15 protein-coding genes are annotated in these 17,686 nt (G+C 66.9%); 14 read left to right on the top strand and 1 reads right to left on the bottom strand.

Annotated features, from left to right (window positions below; translation table 11 throughout):
• Positions 1 to 23 precede the first annotated feature (23 nt).
• From ACLZN2_RS03965 to ACLZN2_RS03925, 9 genes are all read left to right on the top strand, one after another.
• Positions 24 to 1,739, top strand: coding sequence for a carbamoyltransferase (locus ACLZN2_RS03965; RefSeq protein ID WP_416977008.1), 1,716 nt, complete (start codon positions 24 to 26; stop codon positions 1,737 to 1,739).
• 87 nt (positions 1,740 to 1,826) lie between these two features.
• Positions 1,827 to 3,209 carry a GDSL-type esterase/lipase family protein gene (locus ACLZN2_RS03960; protein ID WP_416976923.1) on the top strand — a complete coding sequence of 461 codons (1,383 nt, stop codon included), beginning with the start codon at positions 1,827 to 1,829 and terminating at the stop codon, positions 3,207 to 3,209.
• An 82-nt stretch (positions 3,210 to 3,291) separates the two neighbouring features.
• Positions 3,292 to 5,253, top strand: a complete 1,962-nt coding sequence (gene rfaE2 / locus ACLZN2_RS03955) for a D-glycero-beta-D-manno-heptose 1-phosphate adenylyltransferase (protein WP_416976922.1) — start codon at positions 3,292 to 3,294, stop codon at positions 5,251 to 5,253.
• Positions 5,250 to 6,227 (top strand): NAD-dependent epimerase/dehydratase family protein, encoded by a 978-nt coding sequence (locus ACLZN2_RS03950; protein WP_416976921.1) that lies wholly within the window; start codon positions 5,250 to 5,252, stop codon positions 6,225 to 6,227. Before rfaE2 ends, ACLZN2_RS03950 begins: the two co-directional genes overlap by 4 nt.
• Complete coding sequence (locus tag ACLZN2_RS03945; protein WP_416976920.1) at positions 6,214 to 6,819, top strand: D-glycero-alpha-D-manno-heptose-1,7-bisphosphate 7-phosphatase; 606 nt, start codon at positions 6,214 to 6,216, stop codon at positions 6,817 to 6,819. Before ACLZN2_RS03950 ends, ACLZN2_RS03945 begins: the two co-directional genes overlap by 14 nt.
• A 660-nt stretch (positions 6,820 to 7,479) precedes the next feature.
• A complete protein-coding gene (locus ACLZN2_RS03940) occupies positions 7,480 to 9,639 on the top strand; it encodes a DEAD/DEAH box helicase family protein (protein ID WP_416976919.1) in 2,160 nt (719 codons plus the stop codon).
• A 14-nt stretch (positions 9,640 to 9,653) separates the two neighbouring features.
• Complete coding sequence (locus ACLZN2_RS03935) at positions 9,654 to 9,875, top strand: hypothetical protein (RefSeq protein ID WP_416976918.1); 222 nt, start codon at positions 9,654 to 9,656, stop codon at positions 9,873 to 9,875.
• A complete protein-coding gene (locus ACLZN2_RS03930; protein ID WP_416976917.1) occupies positions 9,872 to 12,004 on the top strand; it encodes an AAA family ATPase in 2,133 nt (710 codons plus the stop codon). Before ACLZN2_RS03935 ends, ACLZN2_RS03930 begins: the two co-directional genes overlap by 4 nt.
• Positions 12,001 to 12,408: a hypothetical protein gene (locus ACLZN2_RS03925; RefSeq protein ID WP_416976916.1), complete on the top strand. Its 408-nt coding sequence runs from the start codon at positions 12,001 to 12,003 to the stop codon at positions 12,406 to 12,408. The genes ACLZN2_RS03930 and ACLZN2_RS03925 overlap by 4 nt, the downstream gene beginning before the upstream one ends.
• Positions 12,409 to 12,693: 285 nt before the next feature.
• On the opposite strand, the gene ACLZN2_RS03920 is transcribed toward ACLZN2_RS03925, so the two are convergent.
• Positions 12,694 to 13,116 (bottom strand): DUF6221 family protein, encoded by a 423-nt coding sequence (locus ACLZN2_RS03920; RefSeq protein ID WP_416976915.1) that lies wholly within the window; start codon positions 13,114 to 13,116, stop codon positions 12,694 to 12,696.
• 943 nt (positions 13,117 to 14,059) lie between these two features.
• On the opposite strand from ACLZN2_RS03920, the gene ACLZN2_RS03915 reads away from it, so the two are divergent.
• The 5 genes from ACLZN2_RS03915 (at position 14,060) to hemC (ending at position 17,618) form a co-directional block, all read left to right on the top strand.
• Positions 14,060 to 14,506, top strand: coding sequence for an NUDIX hydrolase (locus ACLZN2_RS03915; RefSeq protein ID WP_416976914.1), 447 nt, complete (start codon positions 14,060 to 14,062; stop codon positions 14,504 to 14,506).
• Positions 14,496 to 15,626, top strand: coding sequence for an NUDIX hydrolase (locus tag ACLZN2_RS03910; RefSeq protein WP_416976913.1), 1,131 nt, complete (start codon positions 14,496 to 14,498; stop codon positions 15,624 to 15,626). The genes ACLZN2_RS03915 and ACLZN2_RS03910 overlap by 11 nt, the downstream gene beginning before the upstream one ends.
• Positions 15,627 to 15,712: 86 nt before the next feature.
• Entirely contained in the window at positions 15,713 to 16,270 is a 558-nt protein-coding gene (locus tag ACLZN2_RS03905) for an NUDIX domain-containing protein (protein WP_416976912.1), read from the top strand.
• Positions 16,267 to 16,668: a hypothetical protein gene (locus ACLZN2_RS03900; RefSeq protein ID WP_416976911.1), complete on the top strand. Its 402-nt coding sequence runs from the start codon at positions 16,267 to 16,269 to the stop codon at positions 16,666 to 16,668. Before ACLZN2_RS03905 ends, ACLZN2_RS03900 begins: the two co-directional genes overlap by 4 nt.
• Positions 16,665 to 17,618, top strand: coding sequence for a hydroxymethylbilane synthase (gene hemC, locus ACLZN2_RS03895; protein ID WP_416976910.1), 954 nt, complete (start codon positions 16,665 to 16,667; stop codon positions 17,616 to 17,618). Before ACLZN2_RS03900 ends, hemC begins: the two co-directional genes overlap by 4 nt.
• Positions 17,619 to 17,686: the final 68 nt, after the last annotated feature.

The following is a 17,686-nucleotide window of genomic DNA, read 5'->3' as shown; positions in this document are numbered from 1 at the left end:
AACGGAGCAACACGTTGGGAATCGTGCTGGGGCTGGGCGGCCCGTATTACCACGACGCCTCCGCCTGCCTGGTTATCGACGGCCGCATCGTTGCATTCGCCGAGGAGGAGAGATTCTCCCGCCGCAAGCATCACAAGGACTCTCGCTCCTGCGCGGTGGCCGCGGCGTACTGCCTGTCCGAGGCAGGCATCACGTTGGCCGAGGTGGACGAGATCGCCATCGCGTTCAACCCCACTTGGCCCGAGCCGAGCGACACGTGTACCGACGCTGAGCTGATCGCTGAGCTCCTCGACCCCGCCCTGTTCGACCATCACCGGCCGGGGCAGGTCACTGTGATCGAGCACCACCTCGCGCACGCCGCCTCGGCGTTCCACCCCTCCGGGTTCGAAGAGGCCGCTGTGCTCGTAGTCGATGGCTCGGGCGACGGTATCTCCGCGACCCTCGCTCACGGCACCACCAGCGGGCTGAAGGTCCTACGTCAGTTTCCCTTCTCGCAGTCCCTCGGGTGGTTCTACGAGACGGTCGCCGAACACCTGGGGCTCGGGGACTGGACGAGCTCCGGCAAGCTCATGGGACTGGCCGGCTACGGTAACCCGAACCGCTACCAACTGGACTTTCTGCGCCCGCAGGCCGGGGGCTACCACCTGGACCTGTCCCGCTGGGGCATCCGCCCCGAGGAACAGGTCGACGACCAGTACACCGACCTGCGCTACTACCAGCGCCTGAAGGCCGCGTACGCCGCCGCGTACACCGACCTCGGAATTCCGCCCCACCGCCGCGCCCGCACCTACACCGATGGCCGCGTCGTGCCTGACAGCGGCTACCGCCCCGAGCACGCCGACCTCGCTGCCACGGCGCAGGACTTGCTGGAGCAGTGCCTGACCGAACTGGCCCGCGAAGCGCTCACCCTCACCGGCGTCCGGCGCCTGTGCATCGCGGGCGGCGTCGGCCTGAACTGCTCCGCCAACGGCCGTCTCGCCGCCTTGCGCGACGTGGACGAGTTGTTCGTACAGCCGGCCGCCGGGGACGCCGGGTGCGCCATCGGCGCGGCGCTCGAGGCCGCGGTGCGCCGCGGCGACCTGACGCTGCCCGGCGAGTCGATGACCACCGCCGCCCTTGGCCCTGCCTTCGACCCGGGCACCATCCGGACGGCCCTGACCGATTACGGCTTGGCCTTCCGCGACCATGGAGATGACCTGCCGACCGCGGTGGCCGGGCACCTGGCGCTTGGCCGCACCGTCGGCTGGTTCCAGGGGCGCATGGAGGCCGGACCTCGCGCGCTCGGCCAACGCAGCATCCTCGCCGATGCCCACCACACCCAGGCCCGCGACCACATCAACGACCGCGTGAAGCACCGGGAGCCGTGGCGGCCTCTCGCTCCGGTCCTCCTTCAGGAGGCCGCGCCCGACCTGATCGGCACGAGCGTCCCCCACCCGTTCATGATCGTCGCGAGGCAGGCTACCGAGGCCGCGCGGCAGATGATCCCGGCCGTCGTCCACACCGACGGCACACTGCGCCCGCAGACCGTCGCCCGCGACGACGCCGACCCGTACGCGCGCCTCCTCGCCTCGTTCGCCGAGCAGACCGGCAGGCCAGCCGCGCTGCTGAATACCTCGTTCAATCACGAGGCCGAGCCGATCGTGTGCACCCCCCGTGACGCAGTCGCCACCTTCGCCGCGGGCCCCCTGGACGTACTCGCCATCGGTCCGTTCCTCGTCCGTAAGGACCGGCCGAACTGACTGTCCGACACCAACCGTTTACGGCCGGTAGGTTGAGGGCCGGCCTCGTAGCCATCATCCGCAACAAGCGAACAGGACCGATTCGCGATGACCAGCACAGCCCCTGCCTCTTCCGAGGTGCCGGTAGCCGACCGGCTGCGCGCCCAGCACGGCGCGGCACTCACCCTCGGTGAGGACTGCGACCTGCCCGACGACCTTGTGGTCGAACTCGACACCGGTGCCCACCTGACGATCGGTGACCGCGTGTCCATCCGGCGAGGGTCCACCATCCAGGTCCACCGCGGCGCCACCGTCGCCATCGGCGACGACGTTGCCATAGGAGAGAACACCTTCATCTCCGCAATGGCCGGCATCCGGCTCGGCGACGGCGCAGCCCTGTCGAACATGGTCGACCTGCACGACCACAACCACCGCGTGCGCACCGCCGGCAATGTGCCCACCGGGCAACCCGTGCCGTGGGCGTCCGGATTCGAGGCCGCGCCGATCATCATCGAGCCGGGCGCAACCCTCTCGAACAAGGTCACGGTCACCGGCGGCGTCCGCATCGGGGCGAACGCACTGGTCGGGGCAAACGCCGTCGTCTCCCACAGCATCCCGCCCGACACCGTCGCCACAGGCGTCCCAGCCGGAGTCCGCCGCCACTTCGACGGCGCCCCCGTCGCAGGCGAGGACCGGCGCACCCTGACCGTGGGGTTCTTCGGGACGAGCATCATGGAGCACCTCGAAGCGTTCAACGCTCAGATGACCACCCAGGCCGATCTGCCCGAGATCGGCTCCAAGGTCACCGTCGAGGGCTGGCACCAGCGCGGCTGGGTGCATCGCCTCACGCTCTCGCTGCGCGCCGCCCACGCCCACGTCGGCTTCGATGTCCGCAACCGCGGCGAGGGCGGTGCCACGAGCCGAGACATCGCCTCCCTCGTGGAAGCGGACCGGGCGACCGAAGGCGTCGACTACGACCTGGTGTTCCTCGGCTGCGGCATCAACGACGTCTGGCGCCGCTTCCAGAACCGGCTGTCCGAGGCGGTCGACCTTGACGAGTACACCCGGCACATCAACACCATGCTGGAGCAGCTGACCGGCTACTCCCGGCAGGTCGTCGTCATCAGCGAGACACCGTTCGGTCCGATCGAGGACCCCGGGACTGTCACCGCCATGAACACCGAGCTCGCCCGCTACAACGAGGCCGCCCGCAAGGCTGCGGCCGCCCACGGCGCGCTGTTCCTGGACGTGTGGAACCCCTTCACCGCCGTCGCCCGGCACCTGCCCGCCGATGACAAAGCGGGCGGGGTGTGGAGCGACGGCGTTCACCTCACCGAACTCGGCGACACCGTGCTGCTCCAGCACGCTGAGCGCCTGCTCGCCGAACATCGCATCGTCGAGAAGCTCCTGGACTATCCGCTCCTGGAGCGCGACCGCGCCCTGACCGCGTACAGCCCGATGTTTGCCCGCTATCGGCCCACCGCCTCGTGACCCCCGGGGTGTCGGCGCTGGTCGGCGAGCGCCGGCACCCCGGCAACCACCCCTGCTGCTTTGTCCTTCGAGGGAGTTGAACGTGCCCCAGTCGGGCCGCGCGCACATACAGGCGCTCGCCGCTGCGTTACCCCTGCTCGATGTCGATCGCCTCCAGACATGGGGCCGCCTCCTCGCCAACCGGCTGCCCGCGGGAGGGCGACTGCTGGTCGCGGGCAACGGCGGCTCGGCAGCCGAGGCCCAGCACTTGACCTCCGAACTGGTCGGTCGCTTCCGCGCCGAGCGGGCGCCGCTGTCCGCCATCGCGCTACACGCCGACTCCTCCTCGGTGACCGCCATCGTCAACGACTACGGCGCCGAGGAGGTCTTCGCTCGACAGGTCCGCGCACATGGCCGACCCGGCGACGTCCTACTCCTGCTCTCCACCTCGGGCCGCAGCCCCAACGTGCTCGCCGCCGTCCGCGCCGCCCGGGAACTCGGCCTCACCGTGTGGGCCCTGACCGGCCCGGCACCGAACCCGCTCGCCGAAGCCAGCGATCAGGCCGTGTACCTGGACGCCGAGGATGTCGCCACTGTCCAGGAATGCCACCTGGTGGCCGTGCACGTACTGTGCGCGGCCGTCGACACCCACGTCGCCGGGCTGACCGCGCCCGGCGATGAAGAACTGGACGGCGTACGGCGGCTGGTGGTGGTCGGTGACGTGGTGCTGGACCATGACATCACGGGCACAGCAGACCGGCTGTCCCCGGAAGCCCCGGTGCCGGTCGTCGCCGAAGCGCAAGGCATCGACCGTCCGGGGGGCGCCGGGCTGGCCGCCGTCCTGGCAGCCCGGGAGCAGGGCTGGCGCGTCACCCTGGTGTGCGGTCTCGGACAGGACACCCCTGGGGCCCGCGTCCGCGGGATGCTTCGTGAGGCCGGAGTCGAGGTCATCGACCTTGCCATAGACGGCACCACCCCGGTCAAAACCCGAGTCCGCGTCGCCGACCGCACCCTGCTCCGCTTCGACACGGCAGCTGACCCGCTGCGGCTCGGTCCACTCCCGGACATCGCCCGCGCTCGGCTGGGCGAGGCCGCAGCCGTGGTGGTGTGCGACTACGGGCGCGGCATCGCCGCCCACGATGAACTTCGCCAGGTACTCACCGAAGCGGCCTGCCGTAGCCCTCTGGTGTGGGACCCCCACCCCAAGGGGGCCGAGCCGGTGCCGGGGACGGCCCTGGCCGTCCCGAACGCGCACGAAGCCCTGACCCTGACCGGCGGCAGTGGACCGCGGAACCTTGGCGACGACGCCACACGGGGCGGGCGGCTGCTGTCCGTATGGCCAGTCAAGCAGGTCGCAGTCACACGGGGACGCGACGGCGCGGTCCTGGTCGCCGACCCCGACGCCCACCCCCTGGTCGTCCCAGCCCGTCCCGCCGCCGGGGACGCCTGCGGGGCCGGGGACCAGCTCGCGGTCACCGCAGCCAAGATGCTCGGCCTCGGACGGCTGCCGTCTCACGCCGTGGCCACGGCCGTCGACGCCGCGACCACCTACGTTCAAGCAGGCGGCCCCGCCGGCCTCCATGCCCTGCCGCCCGCCGACCAGCCGGGCCCGCTGGAACTGGCCGACCGAGTACGAGCGCGCGGCGGGAAAGTCGTGGGCGCGGGCGGCTGCTTCGACCTGCTGCACGCCGGACACCTCTCCCTCCTGACCCAAGCCCGACGCCTGGGCGACATCCTGGTGGTGTGCATCAACAGCGACGACTCCGTCCGCCGCCTGAAGGGCGAGGACCGGCCAGTCGTCGGCGAGCACGAGCGTGCCGCGATGCTGAAAGCGCTGGACAGCGTGGACGACGTGCTCGTCTTCAACGAGGACACCCCCGAGAAGATGCTGGTCGAGCTCCGCCCCGACATCTGGGTCAAGGGCGGCGACTACGCGGGCCAGCGGATCACCGAGGCCGACCTCGTGGAGAGCTGGGGCGGCGAAGTCGTCGTCGTGCCGTACCTCGACGGTCACTCCACAACCAGCCGCATCGACCAGCTCTCCCGGCAGGCAGGCGTGCGATGACCCCCGCAGGCGAAGTACTGGTCACCGGCGCGGCCGGGTTCATCGGACGACACACCGTGGCCGCCTTTCACCGCGCCGGATGCCAGGTCACCGCTGTCGACCTGCGACCAGCCCCCAACCACCTCGCTGGTAAGGCCCGTTGGCAGCACCGCGACTTCGCCAGTCCAGCTCTCCTCGCCGAGATCGCAGCTGGCCGCTACGCCACAGTGGTGCACCAGGCCGGTATCAGCGACACACGCGTCCCGGCCGGGCCCGAGCTGGACGAGACCAACACCCTCGGACCGCTCCGTCTGGCCGACGCCTGCCGCACCGGCGGCGCCCGCCTGATTTACGCCTCCTCGCACTCCGTCTACGGCACCCTCCACCACCGCACAGCGATCGCCGAGGACGCGGACACCGACTCCTCCCGCTGCTCCGGGCCGCTCAACCTGTACGCGGCCTCCAAGCTCGCCCTCGACCAGCAGATGCGAGCCCGCCACGGCACCGGCCTCGACTGGGTGGGGCTGCGCTACACCAACGTCTTCGGCCCCGACGAGGCCGACAAAGGCCCGATGGCCTCGATCCTGTCCCAGCTCCTGCGTCAGGCCGCCCGCACCGGGCAGATCCGCGTCTTCGACGACTCCCTGACCGCCGCCCGCGACTACATCCCCGTCGAGACCGTCACCACCACCATCGTCCAGCTCGTGAAGCACCCGCCGGTGCCGGCTGGGGTCTACAACTTCGGTGGCGGTTACGCCGTGTCCTTCGCGGACGTGGCGCAGTGGTGCGCCCGTCTGCACCGTGACGCGACCGGCGGGACTCTGCTCGCCGAGTTGGTACCGAACCCGGACACAGCTGCCTATCAGTACTTCACCTGTGCGGACATGACCGCGCTCGACAAGGCACTGCCCGACCGGCCGACCGTCTCAACCGTGTCCGTCGAAGCACGCGCGGCCGAGCTGTTCGAGGCTTTCCGCAAAAGTGACACAGAATGAACCGGCAGCTCTGGCATTGGCGTTCGGCGCTGGTCGGCTGCGTCGGCAGGCGGTGTTCCTCGACCGCGACGGCACCCTCACCGAGCCCCGCCACTACCCCTCCCACCCTGATGAATTGGTCCTGCAGCCGGATATCGGCTCGCCGCTGCGCGCCCTCCAGCACGTGGGCTTCGCTTTGGTCGTCGTCACCAACCAGAGTGGGCTGGCGCGTGGGCTGTTCGACATCGCAGCCTTGGACGCGATGCACCACCGGCTCCGCGGCCTCCTCGCCAGCCATGGGGTCCGGCTCGATGGCATCTACGCCTGCCCCCACCACCCGGACGGCACCGTGCCCCGCTACCGCAGCATCTGCCCATGCCGAAAGCCCTCTCCGGGCATGCTCCACCAAGCCGCTCACGACCTCGATCTCGATCTCTCCGCCTCGTGGATGGTCGGCGACTCCGCTTGCGACGTCGACGCTGGCCACCGGGCCGGAACCCGTACGGCACTCGTCGGCTGCCAGCCGTTGCCCGAGGCGACGCCGGGCGTGCAGGGAGCGACGACCGCCGAGACGCTCTACCAAGTGCTTCGATCCTTCCTCAGCGGGCGGTAGGGAGCGGGCGCTTCGCGTCGCCGCGACGCACATCTCACAAGGTGGCGCCGAAGAAGCCTGCGCGACATGGACCAGCGTCTTGGACACAATGGAGGACGGGATCTACTCCGGCCGTGCGTGGCAGAGGGCCTCCGAGATGCGACAACTTCTATCTGTAGCCCTTGTCGCCGATTACAGTCCGCCAGCCGTCCACGGCCTTCAGCGAGACATCGAAGACTGCCGCGACGTCCTCACGATTCTCGCCCACAGCAGCGCTGCCGGTGGTGCCGGCGGCCAGGTCCTGAGCCGTCCAGGGCTGGTCCTCCGGCGGTGGGGGGCGGGGGCGGCAAGGTGGCGGGGGAGGCGTCCGCCAGGAGGGCGGGGCTGGTTGTGGTGGTCGATGGCACCAAGTGCCCCTGTGGGCACATCGCAGTTGACCCACGTGTCGCGCAATTACCCGGAACGCTACCGTTCCGATCGATCGGTGTCGGAGACGGCATCGCCGAGTATCAGGATGGCGCGGAGCACTGTGAACGTATACTTGATGCAGCGTCAACCTGGATTGCTGGTCGGAGGGGCCATGGGGGGTACGAGGGAGCGCTGTGCGGCTGGCGTCACTGGCGCGTGGGTTCCTCTGGTCCCCGGCGGGAGCATCGTTAGTGTCAACGCCAAGGTGAATCAGTGACCAGCGAGTTCAAAATAGCTCTCGCCGATGTCGAGTCTCTGTATGACATCCCCGAGGACGACCTGATCGGTGACGTTCTGATCCCGGCCATGGCAGTGGCGGATCACGTCCGAGTCGGAGCAGGTTTCTTCAGTTCGCAGTGCCTGGCTCAGATTGCTCCTGGTCTGGTCTCGTTCCTCGAGCGGAGCAACGGCACTATCGAGTTGCTTATGAGCCCCTCAATCAGCGACGCAGATCGCGACGCGCTTGCCCGTGGGGCGCTATCGCCCCAGGAGGCGATCCGGATCGCTGTAGATCGACTGCTCGAAGACGCATCCCTGTCGCAGCACGCCTTGGTCCATCACACCCTCGACTGTCTTGCGTACCTTGTCGCTGCCAAGCGCCTGGTGGTTCGCTTCGCGCTGATGAAGCAAGGGATGTACCACAAGAAGCTGTGGTTGCTACGTTCCGGTGCAACCTGGGCGGCAGTCCACGGCTCCGGCAACGCTACAGCCCGGGGCCTTCTGGTCAATGGCGAACAAATGAGCGTCGACCGGCCGTGGGCGGATGGCTCCGCCTCGCAAGCCCGCGTAACAAAGCTCCTGGCGCGATGGGACAGCCAGTGGGCGAATAAAAGTCCCCACGTCCTGTGCATCGATCTCAAGGATGGTCTGGACGTGGTCGCCCGTCGGCATTCCGGAGCAGCGCCCCCTTCGATCGATGACTTCTGGCGCGCGTGGCACGCCGACCACGCGCGTGGCCTTGAACCGCCACTCCCGCCCGGTATCGACGTGGCTGGCCCGCGACTGCTCACAATTCCAGAGAACGTAGAGTGGAGAACTGGCAAGTTTGGCCACCAGGGCCACGCCGTGGACGCGTTCCTGGGCAACGGATCTAGGGGGATTTTCGCCATCGCTACAGGCGGCGGCAAAACACAGACTGCTTTGATCGCTGCCGTTCACGAGCAGGACAGACATAAGGGCCCTGTATTCGTCTTGATCATTGTGCCGAGCGCACCGCTCCAACGGCAATGGGCAGAAGCCGTCAGAGGTTTTGGCGTCGAGCCGTTTCAGCCGAGTACGAGGTCAGGTCCGCAGCGGCGCGGCCTCCTTGAAGAGATCCGGGCAGGACTCTCAGGGCGAGACCCATTTACAGCGGTTATTCTCTGCACTCAAAAGCTGTTCACTGAAGACGAAGGCATGCGCAGCTTTATTGCCGAGCTGCCGGGCGAAGTGCTCGCCGTACTCGTCGGCGACGAGGTGCACAACCTCGGCTCGGCTGGTTTCATGGCGAAGGCGCCACACCGGTTCAATGTTCGTCTTGGCCTCTCTGCAACACCGAGTCGTCAGTACGATACCGACGGCACGGAGGCACTTTTTGAGTTCTTCGGTTCACCGGTTTTCGAGTTCACCCTTAGGGATGCCATCAACGCCGGCTGCTTGACGCCATACAACTATCACGTCCACGAGGTTGAGCTAACCGAACAAGAGATGGCTGAGTACGAGGACCTGACACGCCAGCTACAGCGCAAAGGGTTTATAGGGGCCGATGACGGCAAGGACTTCGGTCATGATGCTCAGGTCGAGCATCTCTTGCGAAAGCGCCGGGCAGTCCTTGAACAGGCGCAGGCCAAGATTCCCGCACTTGAGCATCTGCTGGAAATGGGCGGACCCGAGAACGTCGCTCGGACGCTCATATATACCTCTGCCAAACCAGTAGCGTTGACAGGGCCCTCGCAGATCCACCTCGTCAACAGTGTGCTCCGCCGACTCGGAATCCGCTTCCACCAGTACACAAACACGGAAACCTCCAGTTCGGGTGCTGCTCAATACCTTGAACGCTTTAGTAGCGGCGACTATCAGGCCCTGACTTCGATGAAGGTCCTCGACGAAGGTGTGGACATCCCGCAGACAGACACTGCATACCTGCTCGCATCTAGTACGGTTCGGCGGGAGTGGATTCAGAGGAGGGGCAGAATCCTTCGTCAATCCCCTGGGAAGAGGATCGCCGAGCTGCATGACTTCCTGGTTGTTCCCCCGCGGCTAGATACGACAGCTGCACGTTCTGTTTTGAAGGGGGAACTTGCCAGGGCGCGGGAGTTCGCCGGTACGGCGGAGAATGAATACGACAACGACGGTCCTCGCGAGATTATCGCCAAGTATGAGACCGCACTATAGGCAGGGGTGGCGGAATGGCAACAACTCCCCGCATCCGGGAAGTCGCGAGCGTCGAGGTGAAACAGCTCCCGCTGCGGTACGAGGGATATCACGAGGATCTCGTTGAGGTGCTTGATCTGATCGCAAGGCAGCAGGATCACATGATGACCAGCCGGCAGCGGCAGGAACTCATCGCCAAGCGTGTAGAGAAGGTAGGGAGTATGGCGGCCTCGCTTGGTGGTGGAAGCAGCCAATGATAATCCAGCGGATTAGAGTCCATAACTTCAAGCTGCTCAAAGACGTCGATATTCAACTATCGATCGACCCTGCCAAACCGCTGACGGTCATACGAGCCGAGAACGGGTCGGGCAAGACGTCCCTCCACTATGCGATTATCTGGGGTCTATACGGGATGGACGCTCTCAAGAGCATCACCAGCCCCACAGATATCAGACTCTCTTCCAAGGCTGCACCTGCGGGATCGCCGGTATTCATTGAGGTCGTTCTCGACTTCCATATCACTGACGAGGGCGGGACGGCGTATTACCGGCTCACGCGACACGTTCAGGAAACCCCCCAGGTGACTGGATCAGCGGAGCGTGGACGGGAAGTCGTGAAGCTCTCAAAGCTCACCGCAGCAGGAGATAAGGAGCTTGACCAGCCGGAGTCCTGGTTGGAACAGTGGCTGCCAAAGAGGCTCGTGGACATCTTCTTTACAAACGGCGACGACGTTCAGAAGTTCATCACCGGCAAGCAAGAAGCTCGGGTGCGCCAAGAGAAGGTTCATCTCGCGATCGAGAGCCTGCTCGGAATCCGTCAGCTTCGGACGGCAGTCGTTGACATTGAGGCGGTGCAGTCCGGCCTCGACCGCAGGGCCGCCCGGGATGCCGGCGGCAAACTGGAAAAGGTCACGGGTGAGCTCGAAAAGCTCGAACTGGCACTCAAGGAGATCGACGACGAATATGAAAAGCTCACGGTTCGTCTCGGAAACATTGAGAGGGACCAAGTCCGCAAAGGCCGCGAGCTTGAAGCCATCCGCGGCATCGGCGACCTCGACGCCATCAACCAAGAGATCCAAGGGCTAGAGGAAGATCTCGCTGCGCTAGAGGGATATCAACAAAAGAACTTCGCCGCGATGAGTGGCCTGCTGCGCAGTGAAGCCCTGTCCTGGACTCTTGCCGGTGCCTCGCTGAAGAAGGCCCTGACACGCCTCGACGAGCTGAAGGACCTTCGTTTGATCCCGAAGACCTCGACGCAGATTTTGGAAGATCGGCTCGAGCTCGGCATCTGCATCTGCGGGGAGGAACTGGAGCCTGGCTCGACCCATCGTGATGAGGTCGCTAAGTTGCTGGCCGAGCAGCAGGACCGAGGTGCGATCGCGGAGCGACTCACCGAGCTACGGTACGGCGCGCGGGCACTGCGCAGTGTAAACCAGCAGGACTTCGCGGGAGCTCGTACCGATGCTCTGGGAGACTTCGCGAAGCTGGCGGAATCCGTGCGGAGTAAAACGACTGCCTTGCAGGCAGCAAAAGAGCGCCGTGCCCTGATTGACGACGTGAGGGTGCGCGAGCTGGCCGAGGAACTTGCCGAACTCGACCGCAAAAAGGGCGACGTCAAATTCAAACTAGGCAACCTGGACACTCGCCGCGGGACTGCAAAGTACGACTGTGACCAGAAACGCGAGGAGAAAAGAAACGCCGAGCGTAACGCCAGCATCTCGCGAGACCTTGCCGTTAGGCGGGACGTCGGACTGGATCTTCTAAACCTGGCGAGGGCGGTGCAGGACCAGCTTGAGGGACCCTACGTCGAGCGGGTCTCGAAACGGCTTGACCGCATGTTTAAGGACATCATTGGTGCTGATAATGGTGCCAGCACGGGTGTCATCACCGCGACATCAATCACTAGCAATTTCGACATCGTTGTTTCGAGTCAGCACGGCAACAGCCTAGACCCTGACTTTGAAGTAAACGGGGCCTCTCAGCGGGCGCTCACACTTGCATTCGTATGGTCACTCATGGAAGTCGCTGGCACCGTTGCACCGCGGTTCATCGACACCCCGCTTGGAATGGTCTCAGGCACGACCAAGGAGCGCATGGTCGAAGCCATCACGCGTCCTCCAGCGGCCGATGAAACGCCATACCAAGTGGTGCTGCTATTGACTCGTTCAGAGATCGCTGGCGTGGAACACATCTTGGACCAGAGGGCTGGAGCCTTCGGTACCCTGTCGTGTAGCCAGCATTACCCACTCGATCTCGTGCACAAGTGGGCCGAAGATGAGCCTTATTCGCGCAACTGTGGCTGCAGCCACCGACAACAGTGCAATATCTGTGCGCGGCGCCACGACAACGATCTCGGCTTGCGGTTCAGAGAGGAATCGGTGGCATGAGCGGTATGAACCCATACGCGTCTGTTGAGCTGACCATGCCGGCGGATCTACACCCGAAGATCAGCCAGTTTTTCGGGCCCGGCAAGCCAGTGGGACGAATGATCGATGCCTGGTGGCTTGGTCTGTGCATCGGCGTCAAGCACGGTGAGACGCGTCAGCGTGCTGGCGAAGTCCGAAAGTTCGCCGATGGCGCCATCTTCGCGAGCGACGATTGGCGCATCGTCCACCTTGAGTTGCTTGCGATAGCCGAAAAGGGCGAGGCAATCCTCGCGCAGCCGCGAGATGTCATCAGACTTGCTTCCAGCTACGCCGACTACGGTCTTGAGTGGGTCGCGGACCGTTGCTTGGGTGCGAACGAACCTATTCTGGCCCTGCTGAATGCGATCGAAGTGCCTGCCGTCTGAGTGTAAATCGGCCGCGAACAGTGCATGTTTATGTGCTGGTGCCGGGTCGGTTCAGACGCTCGAGGGCGGGTGTTGGGCGGTGGTGTTACGGACATGGCCGAGCCGTGACGAGATCGAGCAACGGGTTGTCCGTCGACTGTTGCGACCGCATCGCGGCTGGCTTCGGGATATCCGTCGGCACCGCCCACTCCTCGTGCGTTGCGGCCCCCGCCCCATCACACCGGCGTCACCCGATCAGTGCCCACGCTGAAAACGCTCAGTGACGGACCCTTGTGCCTCTGCGGGTCAGACGGTGCGGCCCTGCTTGCCGGTGCTGCTCTCGTGCGCGCCGGGCTTGTACTCCTTGTCCAGCTCTCGCTCGTCCTCGAGCGGCAGCCACTCGGGCCGGAAGTCGGGGTGGTCGGCGTACGCCTCAACGAGTTTGTAGATCACTGGTCTACGGAGATACTGCGGGACACTGGCGACCAAGTCCACGCCCACCCTCTGCCAGCGGGTGAGGCCCCCACTCTCTGATTTCCAAGCCTTCCACTCAGGCGCCGCAACCCAGCGCAGGAGTTGGCGTTTCGCGGCAACGTCGGCGAGGACCCGGGCCTGCAACCTTGCCGTGCCCTCGTCCTTGCCGGGCTTCACCGCGCGAGCAGCAGTTTCATCCTCACGAAGACGGGCCCGGAAGAACTCCAGCATGACCTCGAAGTCGTTTTGTCTCATCGCTGTTACCCCCCTTGTCGGCAAGTGCTAAGGGGCCATCATTCACCACAACCGGGGGGAGCCCGTCATCCTGCGGGGCGGTGACGGGCTCTCCGCGGGGGAATCTCGGGGTCACCCGGTCACGGAGATGCCGAGACGGGCCCTCATTCCGGCGAGTGCCTCGGGCTTGGGCTGCCGGGTCCGCAGGCGGTCCACCTCGGCCATCTCCGAGAGGATGGTGGGGCGGGCCGGCCGGTCAGCGTGGGATTCTGGGCTTTCCGCGGCTCTTGGTGGGCCGGACCATCTCCTCCTGTGGGGCCGCCAAGAGGCATTCCAGGCCCTCCACAAAGGCCGGGACGGGGCGGGCCTCCTTGGCGTTCTCCACGAGCTAGACGTGGCAAGCCAGTTCGTCGCCAGCTCCACCAGGGCACGCCACTCGGGGGTCGGCGTTCGCGGGGCTCGCCCAGGCGGGGGCGACTGTCGAACGCGACATCGCACAACGGATCGACCTGCGAGGGCGAGCGGGCGAACGGCTCTCAGCCGCGGCTGGGCTGCTTGCCTTCGCACGCCTCAACGCGCCCAAGGATCCGAAAAACACCGCAACGAGTGGAAGCGTCGAGAACACGGTCTCGTCCAACGACCTTACGGCTCAGGCTAGATAGACTCGGCAGAGTCCGGCAACGGGCACCCGAGTCGCTGCGGTCACAGGCGGCGTACGCATCGAATTCCTCATGCCTCGGGAGGCCCCGCTGTGCCGTGTGTGCTGCCTGCTAGGCGCCGTCGGTATCACCCCGACGCACTTACTGGGGCGTTGGCCGAACCCATACCGTCGCTTATCACAAGGTCGCGTGCTCTTCAGTTATCACGTTGGCAGGACGGAGCGTCCCGCGCCTGGGCGGCAGCACTGCGGTCCGAACGGTCAACTGCCCCCCGATCGCACCGACCTGTCGAGAAGGAGAAGGCGTTGTCCTACCAGTCCGTGATCGGACTTCACTTGGTGCTGATCGAAGAGGACCTGGTGCTGCTCGGCCTACGCACGGGCACCGCCTGGTGTGACGGGTGGTGGCACGTTCCAGCCGGCCATCTTGAGGACGGGGAGTCCTTCCTCGCCGGCATGGTCCGTGAGGCTCGGGAGGAGCTGGGCATCGCCCTCGCCGAGGAGGACCTGGTGGTTGCGCACGCCGTCCACGACCATGACCTCGAAACCGGCCAGAGTCGGCTGCAAGTCTTCTTCACCGTCAAGCAGTACTCGGGGCGGCCCTATGTTGCGGAACCGGACAAGTGCGCGGAGCTGCGGTGGTGGCCGCTCTCGGAGCTGCCGGAGAAATTGGTGCGCTACACCCGCCAGGCCCTGGTGTGCATTCAGCGGGGCCAGAGCGCGAGCACGCTGGGGTGGCCCGATGCCTGTTGAGGATGGGCGCGAGCCGGTGGGGCTGATGGCGCCGGAGGACTACGCGCGCTCGCGCGCGGCATTCTGGGGCGGCGCCGCGGTGCTCTTCGTGGACGCCGAGGGCAAGGTCCTGGCCCTGGACCCGGCGTACCGGCCGGGGACGCTGCTGCTGCCCGGCGGGGGAGTTGACCAGACGGAGCGCCCCTCAGCCGCAGCGGTGCGCGAGGTGGTCGAGGAGCTTGGGCTGTCCATCGGCGTACGTCGGCTCCTGGCAGTCGACTGGGTCAGTAAGGGCAATCCTGAGTTCGGGACCGTGTACGGCTTCCCAGGTGAGACCGTGGCCATCTGGGACGGTGGCGTGCTGGAGGAGAGTGACAGCGCTCGGATTCGCCTGGCCGAGGACGAAATCACCTCGTTCCACTTCCTGCCTCCGGCCCAGGCCGCATCCCGGATGTTCCCGATCGAGGGACGACGGATGCTGGCTGCCCTGCGCGCCCGGATCGACCGTGCCGGACCCGCCGTGCTGGAGGACGGGGATGCCGTCGGTGGCGGGTCGGCGCTGCAGCGTCAGAAGGTCATTCCGCGCATCGCGGCCGGATACCAGCAGATCGCCTGGCATCCCGGCAGCGAGCCCGCCGCCAGCCTGCCCGTGAAACAAGCGTGGGTGTGGGCCTTTGACCCGCTCGGCCGGGTCGTCGTCCTGGTGGATCCGCGCGACGGCCATTGCGTCCTTCCAGGAGGCACGGTCGAAGAGCACGACGATGGTCCGAAGGCGGCGGCACTTCGTGAAGCCTCCGAAGAGGCGGCCCTGCACCTGCAGGCTGTTGCTTACCTCGGATACCTCCTCGATCCGGATGGTGTTGTCTACGGCCCGGGCACCGGGCCGAATGCCCGGGCCCGCTACATCGCCCGCATCGCCTCCCTGGGACCGGCGCCGCAGGATGTCGCGACCGGGATCACCTACGGGCGGCTACTGGTCAGCCCGGTGCAGGCAAGCGAGCTGCTCGGCCTCGGACGCGCCGGCCGCGAGCAGGCCGTGTACGCGGCTCGTACGGCGGCAGCCTGCTGGGGCATTCCGCTCTGTCCGCCGCAGGCCGCGATCGAGATCCCCCATCCGGGCACGGCGGTCCTGCTGCCCTGACCCTGCGTTCGTGATGCCCACCGAGTGCCGGTCTATAGCCGGCGCGATGCCCCGCACCGCCCTTGTGGCCTTGGAGGAGGACCTCAATGACCAGCGAAGAGCAGGTTGTCGGCCGCCCTGACCGCGTGGTCACCGACGCGCAGCGGGCGTACTGGGCGCAGGTCGAGGCCCCCATGGCCTCCTGCACCGCCCTGATCACCGATGCCGACGACCGCATCCTCGTGGTCGACCCGACCTACAAGGACGGCTTCGACATGCCCGGCGGCATGGTGCACGCCGGCGAAACGCAGATCGAGGGTCTGCAACGGGAACTGGCCGAGGAACTCGACCTGACGGGCGTGCCGATCGGTCGGCTCCTCGTCCTGGACCAGGTCCCTGCTGCCCGGTATGGACGGGCCATGGTCGTCACGGTCTTCCACGTAGGTCCGCTCACCGACCAGCAGACCAAATCCCTGCGCTTCGCGGACGGGGAGATCGGTGCGGCCGAGTTCCTCCCAGTTGAGGAGGCGCTCGCGCGGCTGCCGCACCGCCTCGCCCGCCGCATCCAGGCGGCGCATGCCGCCCTGGGCGCTGGGGTACCGGCCGCCCTGCTCGACGGCGAGCCCCATAGCCCCACTGGCCCGACCGTGTCGGAGGCGCGATGAAGCGGCTGTTGACACGGGTGTGGAGGACGGAGCCGACGGTCTCTGAATCCGAGGTTGCCTTCTTCGGCGGGGCGCTGCGCTACGACTTCGGCGGGGTGCGGCGCGCGTACGCGCGGCTGGACACCATCTTCGGGCAGGCCGCCCGCATGGTGCCGACGCTGGTGGACAGCACCCTGCACCTGGTCTGGCGGACAGATCGCCGCGCTCTTGACACCCACGACCCGCTGCACACCGCCCGGTCCGGTGCGCGCCGGCCCAGTAAGTGGGTCGGCGACCCGCTGTGGAGCACCCTGCGCGACCTGCTGGGCTGTCTCGGCGTGATCGCTGGCGGCCTCGCCGTCACCACGATCGTCACCCTCCTCACCTCCCACTTCCCTGACCACAGGATCCGTCCGTGACCCGCCTCCCGCCCAGAATCGTCATCGGAACCCGCGACTCCGACCTGGCCCTCGTCCAAGCCGCCCACGTCGCCGGACTACTCGAACGCGCCTTCCCCCAAGTCGCCGTCCACGTCGCCTCGATGAAAGCCGCTGGCGACCTGCACCAGGGACCCCTCGCGCAGATCGGCGGCAAGGCCGTCTGGGTACGCGAGCTGGACCGGGCCTTGGCCACCGCAGGCGTCGATGCCACCGTCTCGTGCGCCAAAGACCTCCCCGGCCCCCACGAGCGCGGCACCGACACCACCATCGGCGCCGTCCTGCCCCGCGAAGACGCCCGGGACGCCCTCGTCCTCCCGGCCGGACAGCCCGCCGCCACCCTGGACGACCTCCCACCCGGAACCGTCCTCGGCACCAGCGCACCGCGCCGCATCGCCCAACTCCGCACCCGCTACCCCCACCTCACCATCCAGCCGGTGCGCGGCAACCTGCTTCCCCGCCTCGCCCGCCTCGACGCCGGCGAAGGCGACAAGCCGCTCGATGCCCTCGTGGTCTCCTACGCGGGACTCTGCCGGGTGTCCCAGGCGGACCGGGCCACCCAGCTCATCCCGGCCTCGGTGCTAGCCCCGGCCACCGGCGCCGGCACGCTCGTCGTCGAGCAGCGCAGTGGCGACACCATCGCCGCTCACCTCCTCGACGCCATCAACGACCCGGCCACTGCCCGGCTGCTGGCCGTCGAGCGCGGCGTCCTAGCCCAGCTCAAAGGCAACTGCCAGACCGCCTGCTCGGTCCACGCCCACTACACCGACGAACCCGACCGGATCCGAGTCGACGCCGCCGTCTTCCACCCGTTAGGCGACGACGCGATCCATGTCGCAGCCGTCGGACCGGCCGGCGACGTCGGCGGCCTCGTGGAGAACATCGCGCAGCTGCTGCACGGCGAAGGAGTCGAACGGCTCCTGCCGCGCTGACCGCGGGCGGCCCTGGTCTGCAGCGGGAGCCCAACACGGGACGCGACGCCGCACGGCGGGGCCGTAAC

It is taken from the genome of Streptomyces sp. T028, assembly GCF_048159505.1.
Lineage (GTDB): Bacteria > Actinomycetota > Actinomycetes > Streptomycetales > Streptomycetaceae > Streptomyces.
The sequence above is the reverse complement of the archived record's forward strand: the minus strand, read 5'-3'. Positions and strand labels throughout refer to the sequence as shown.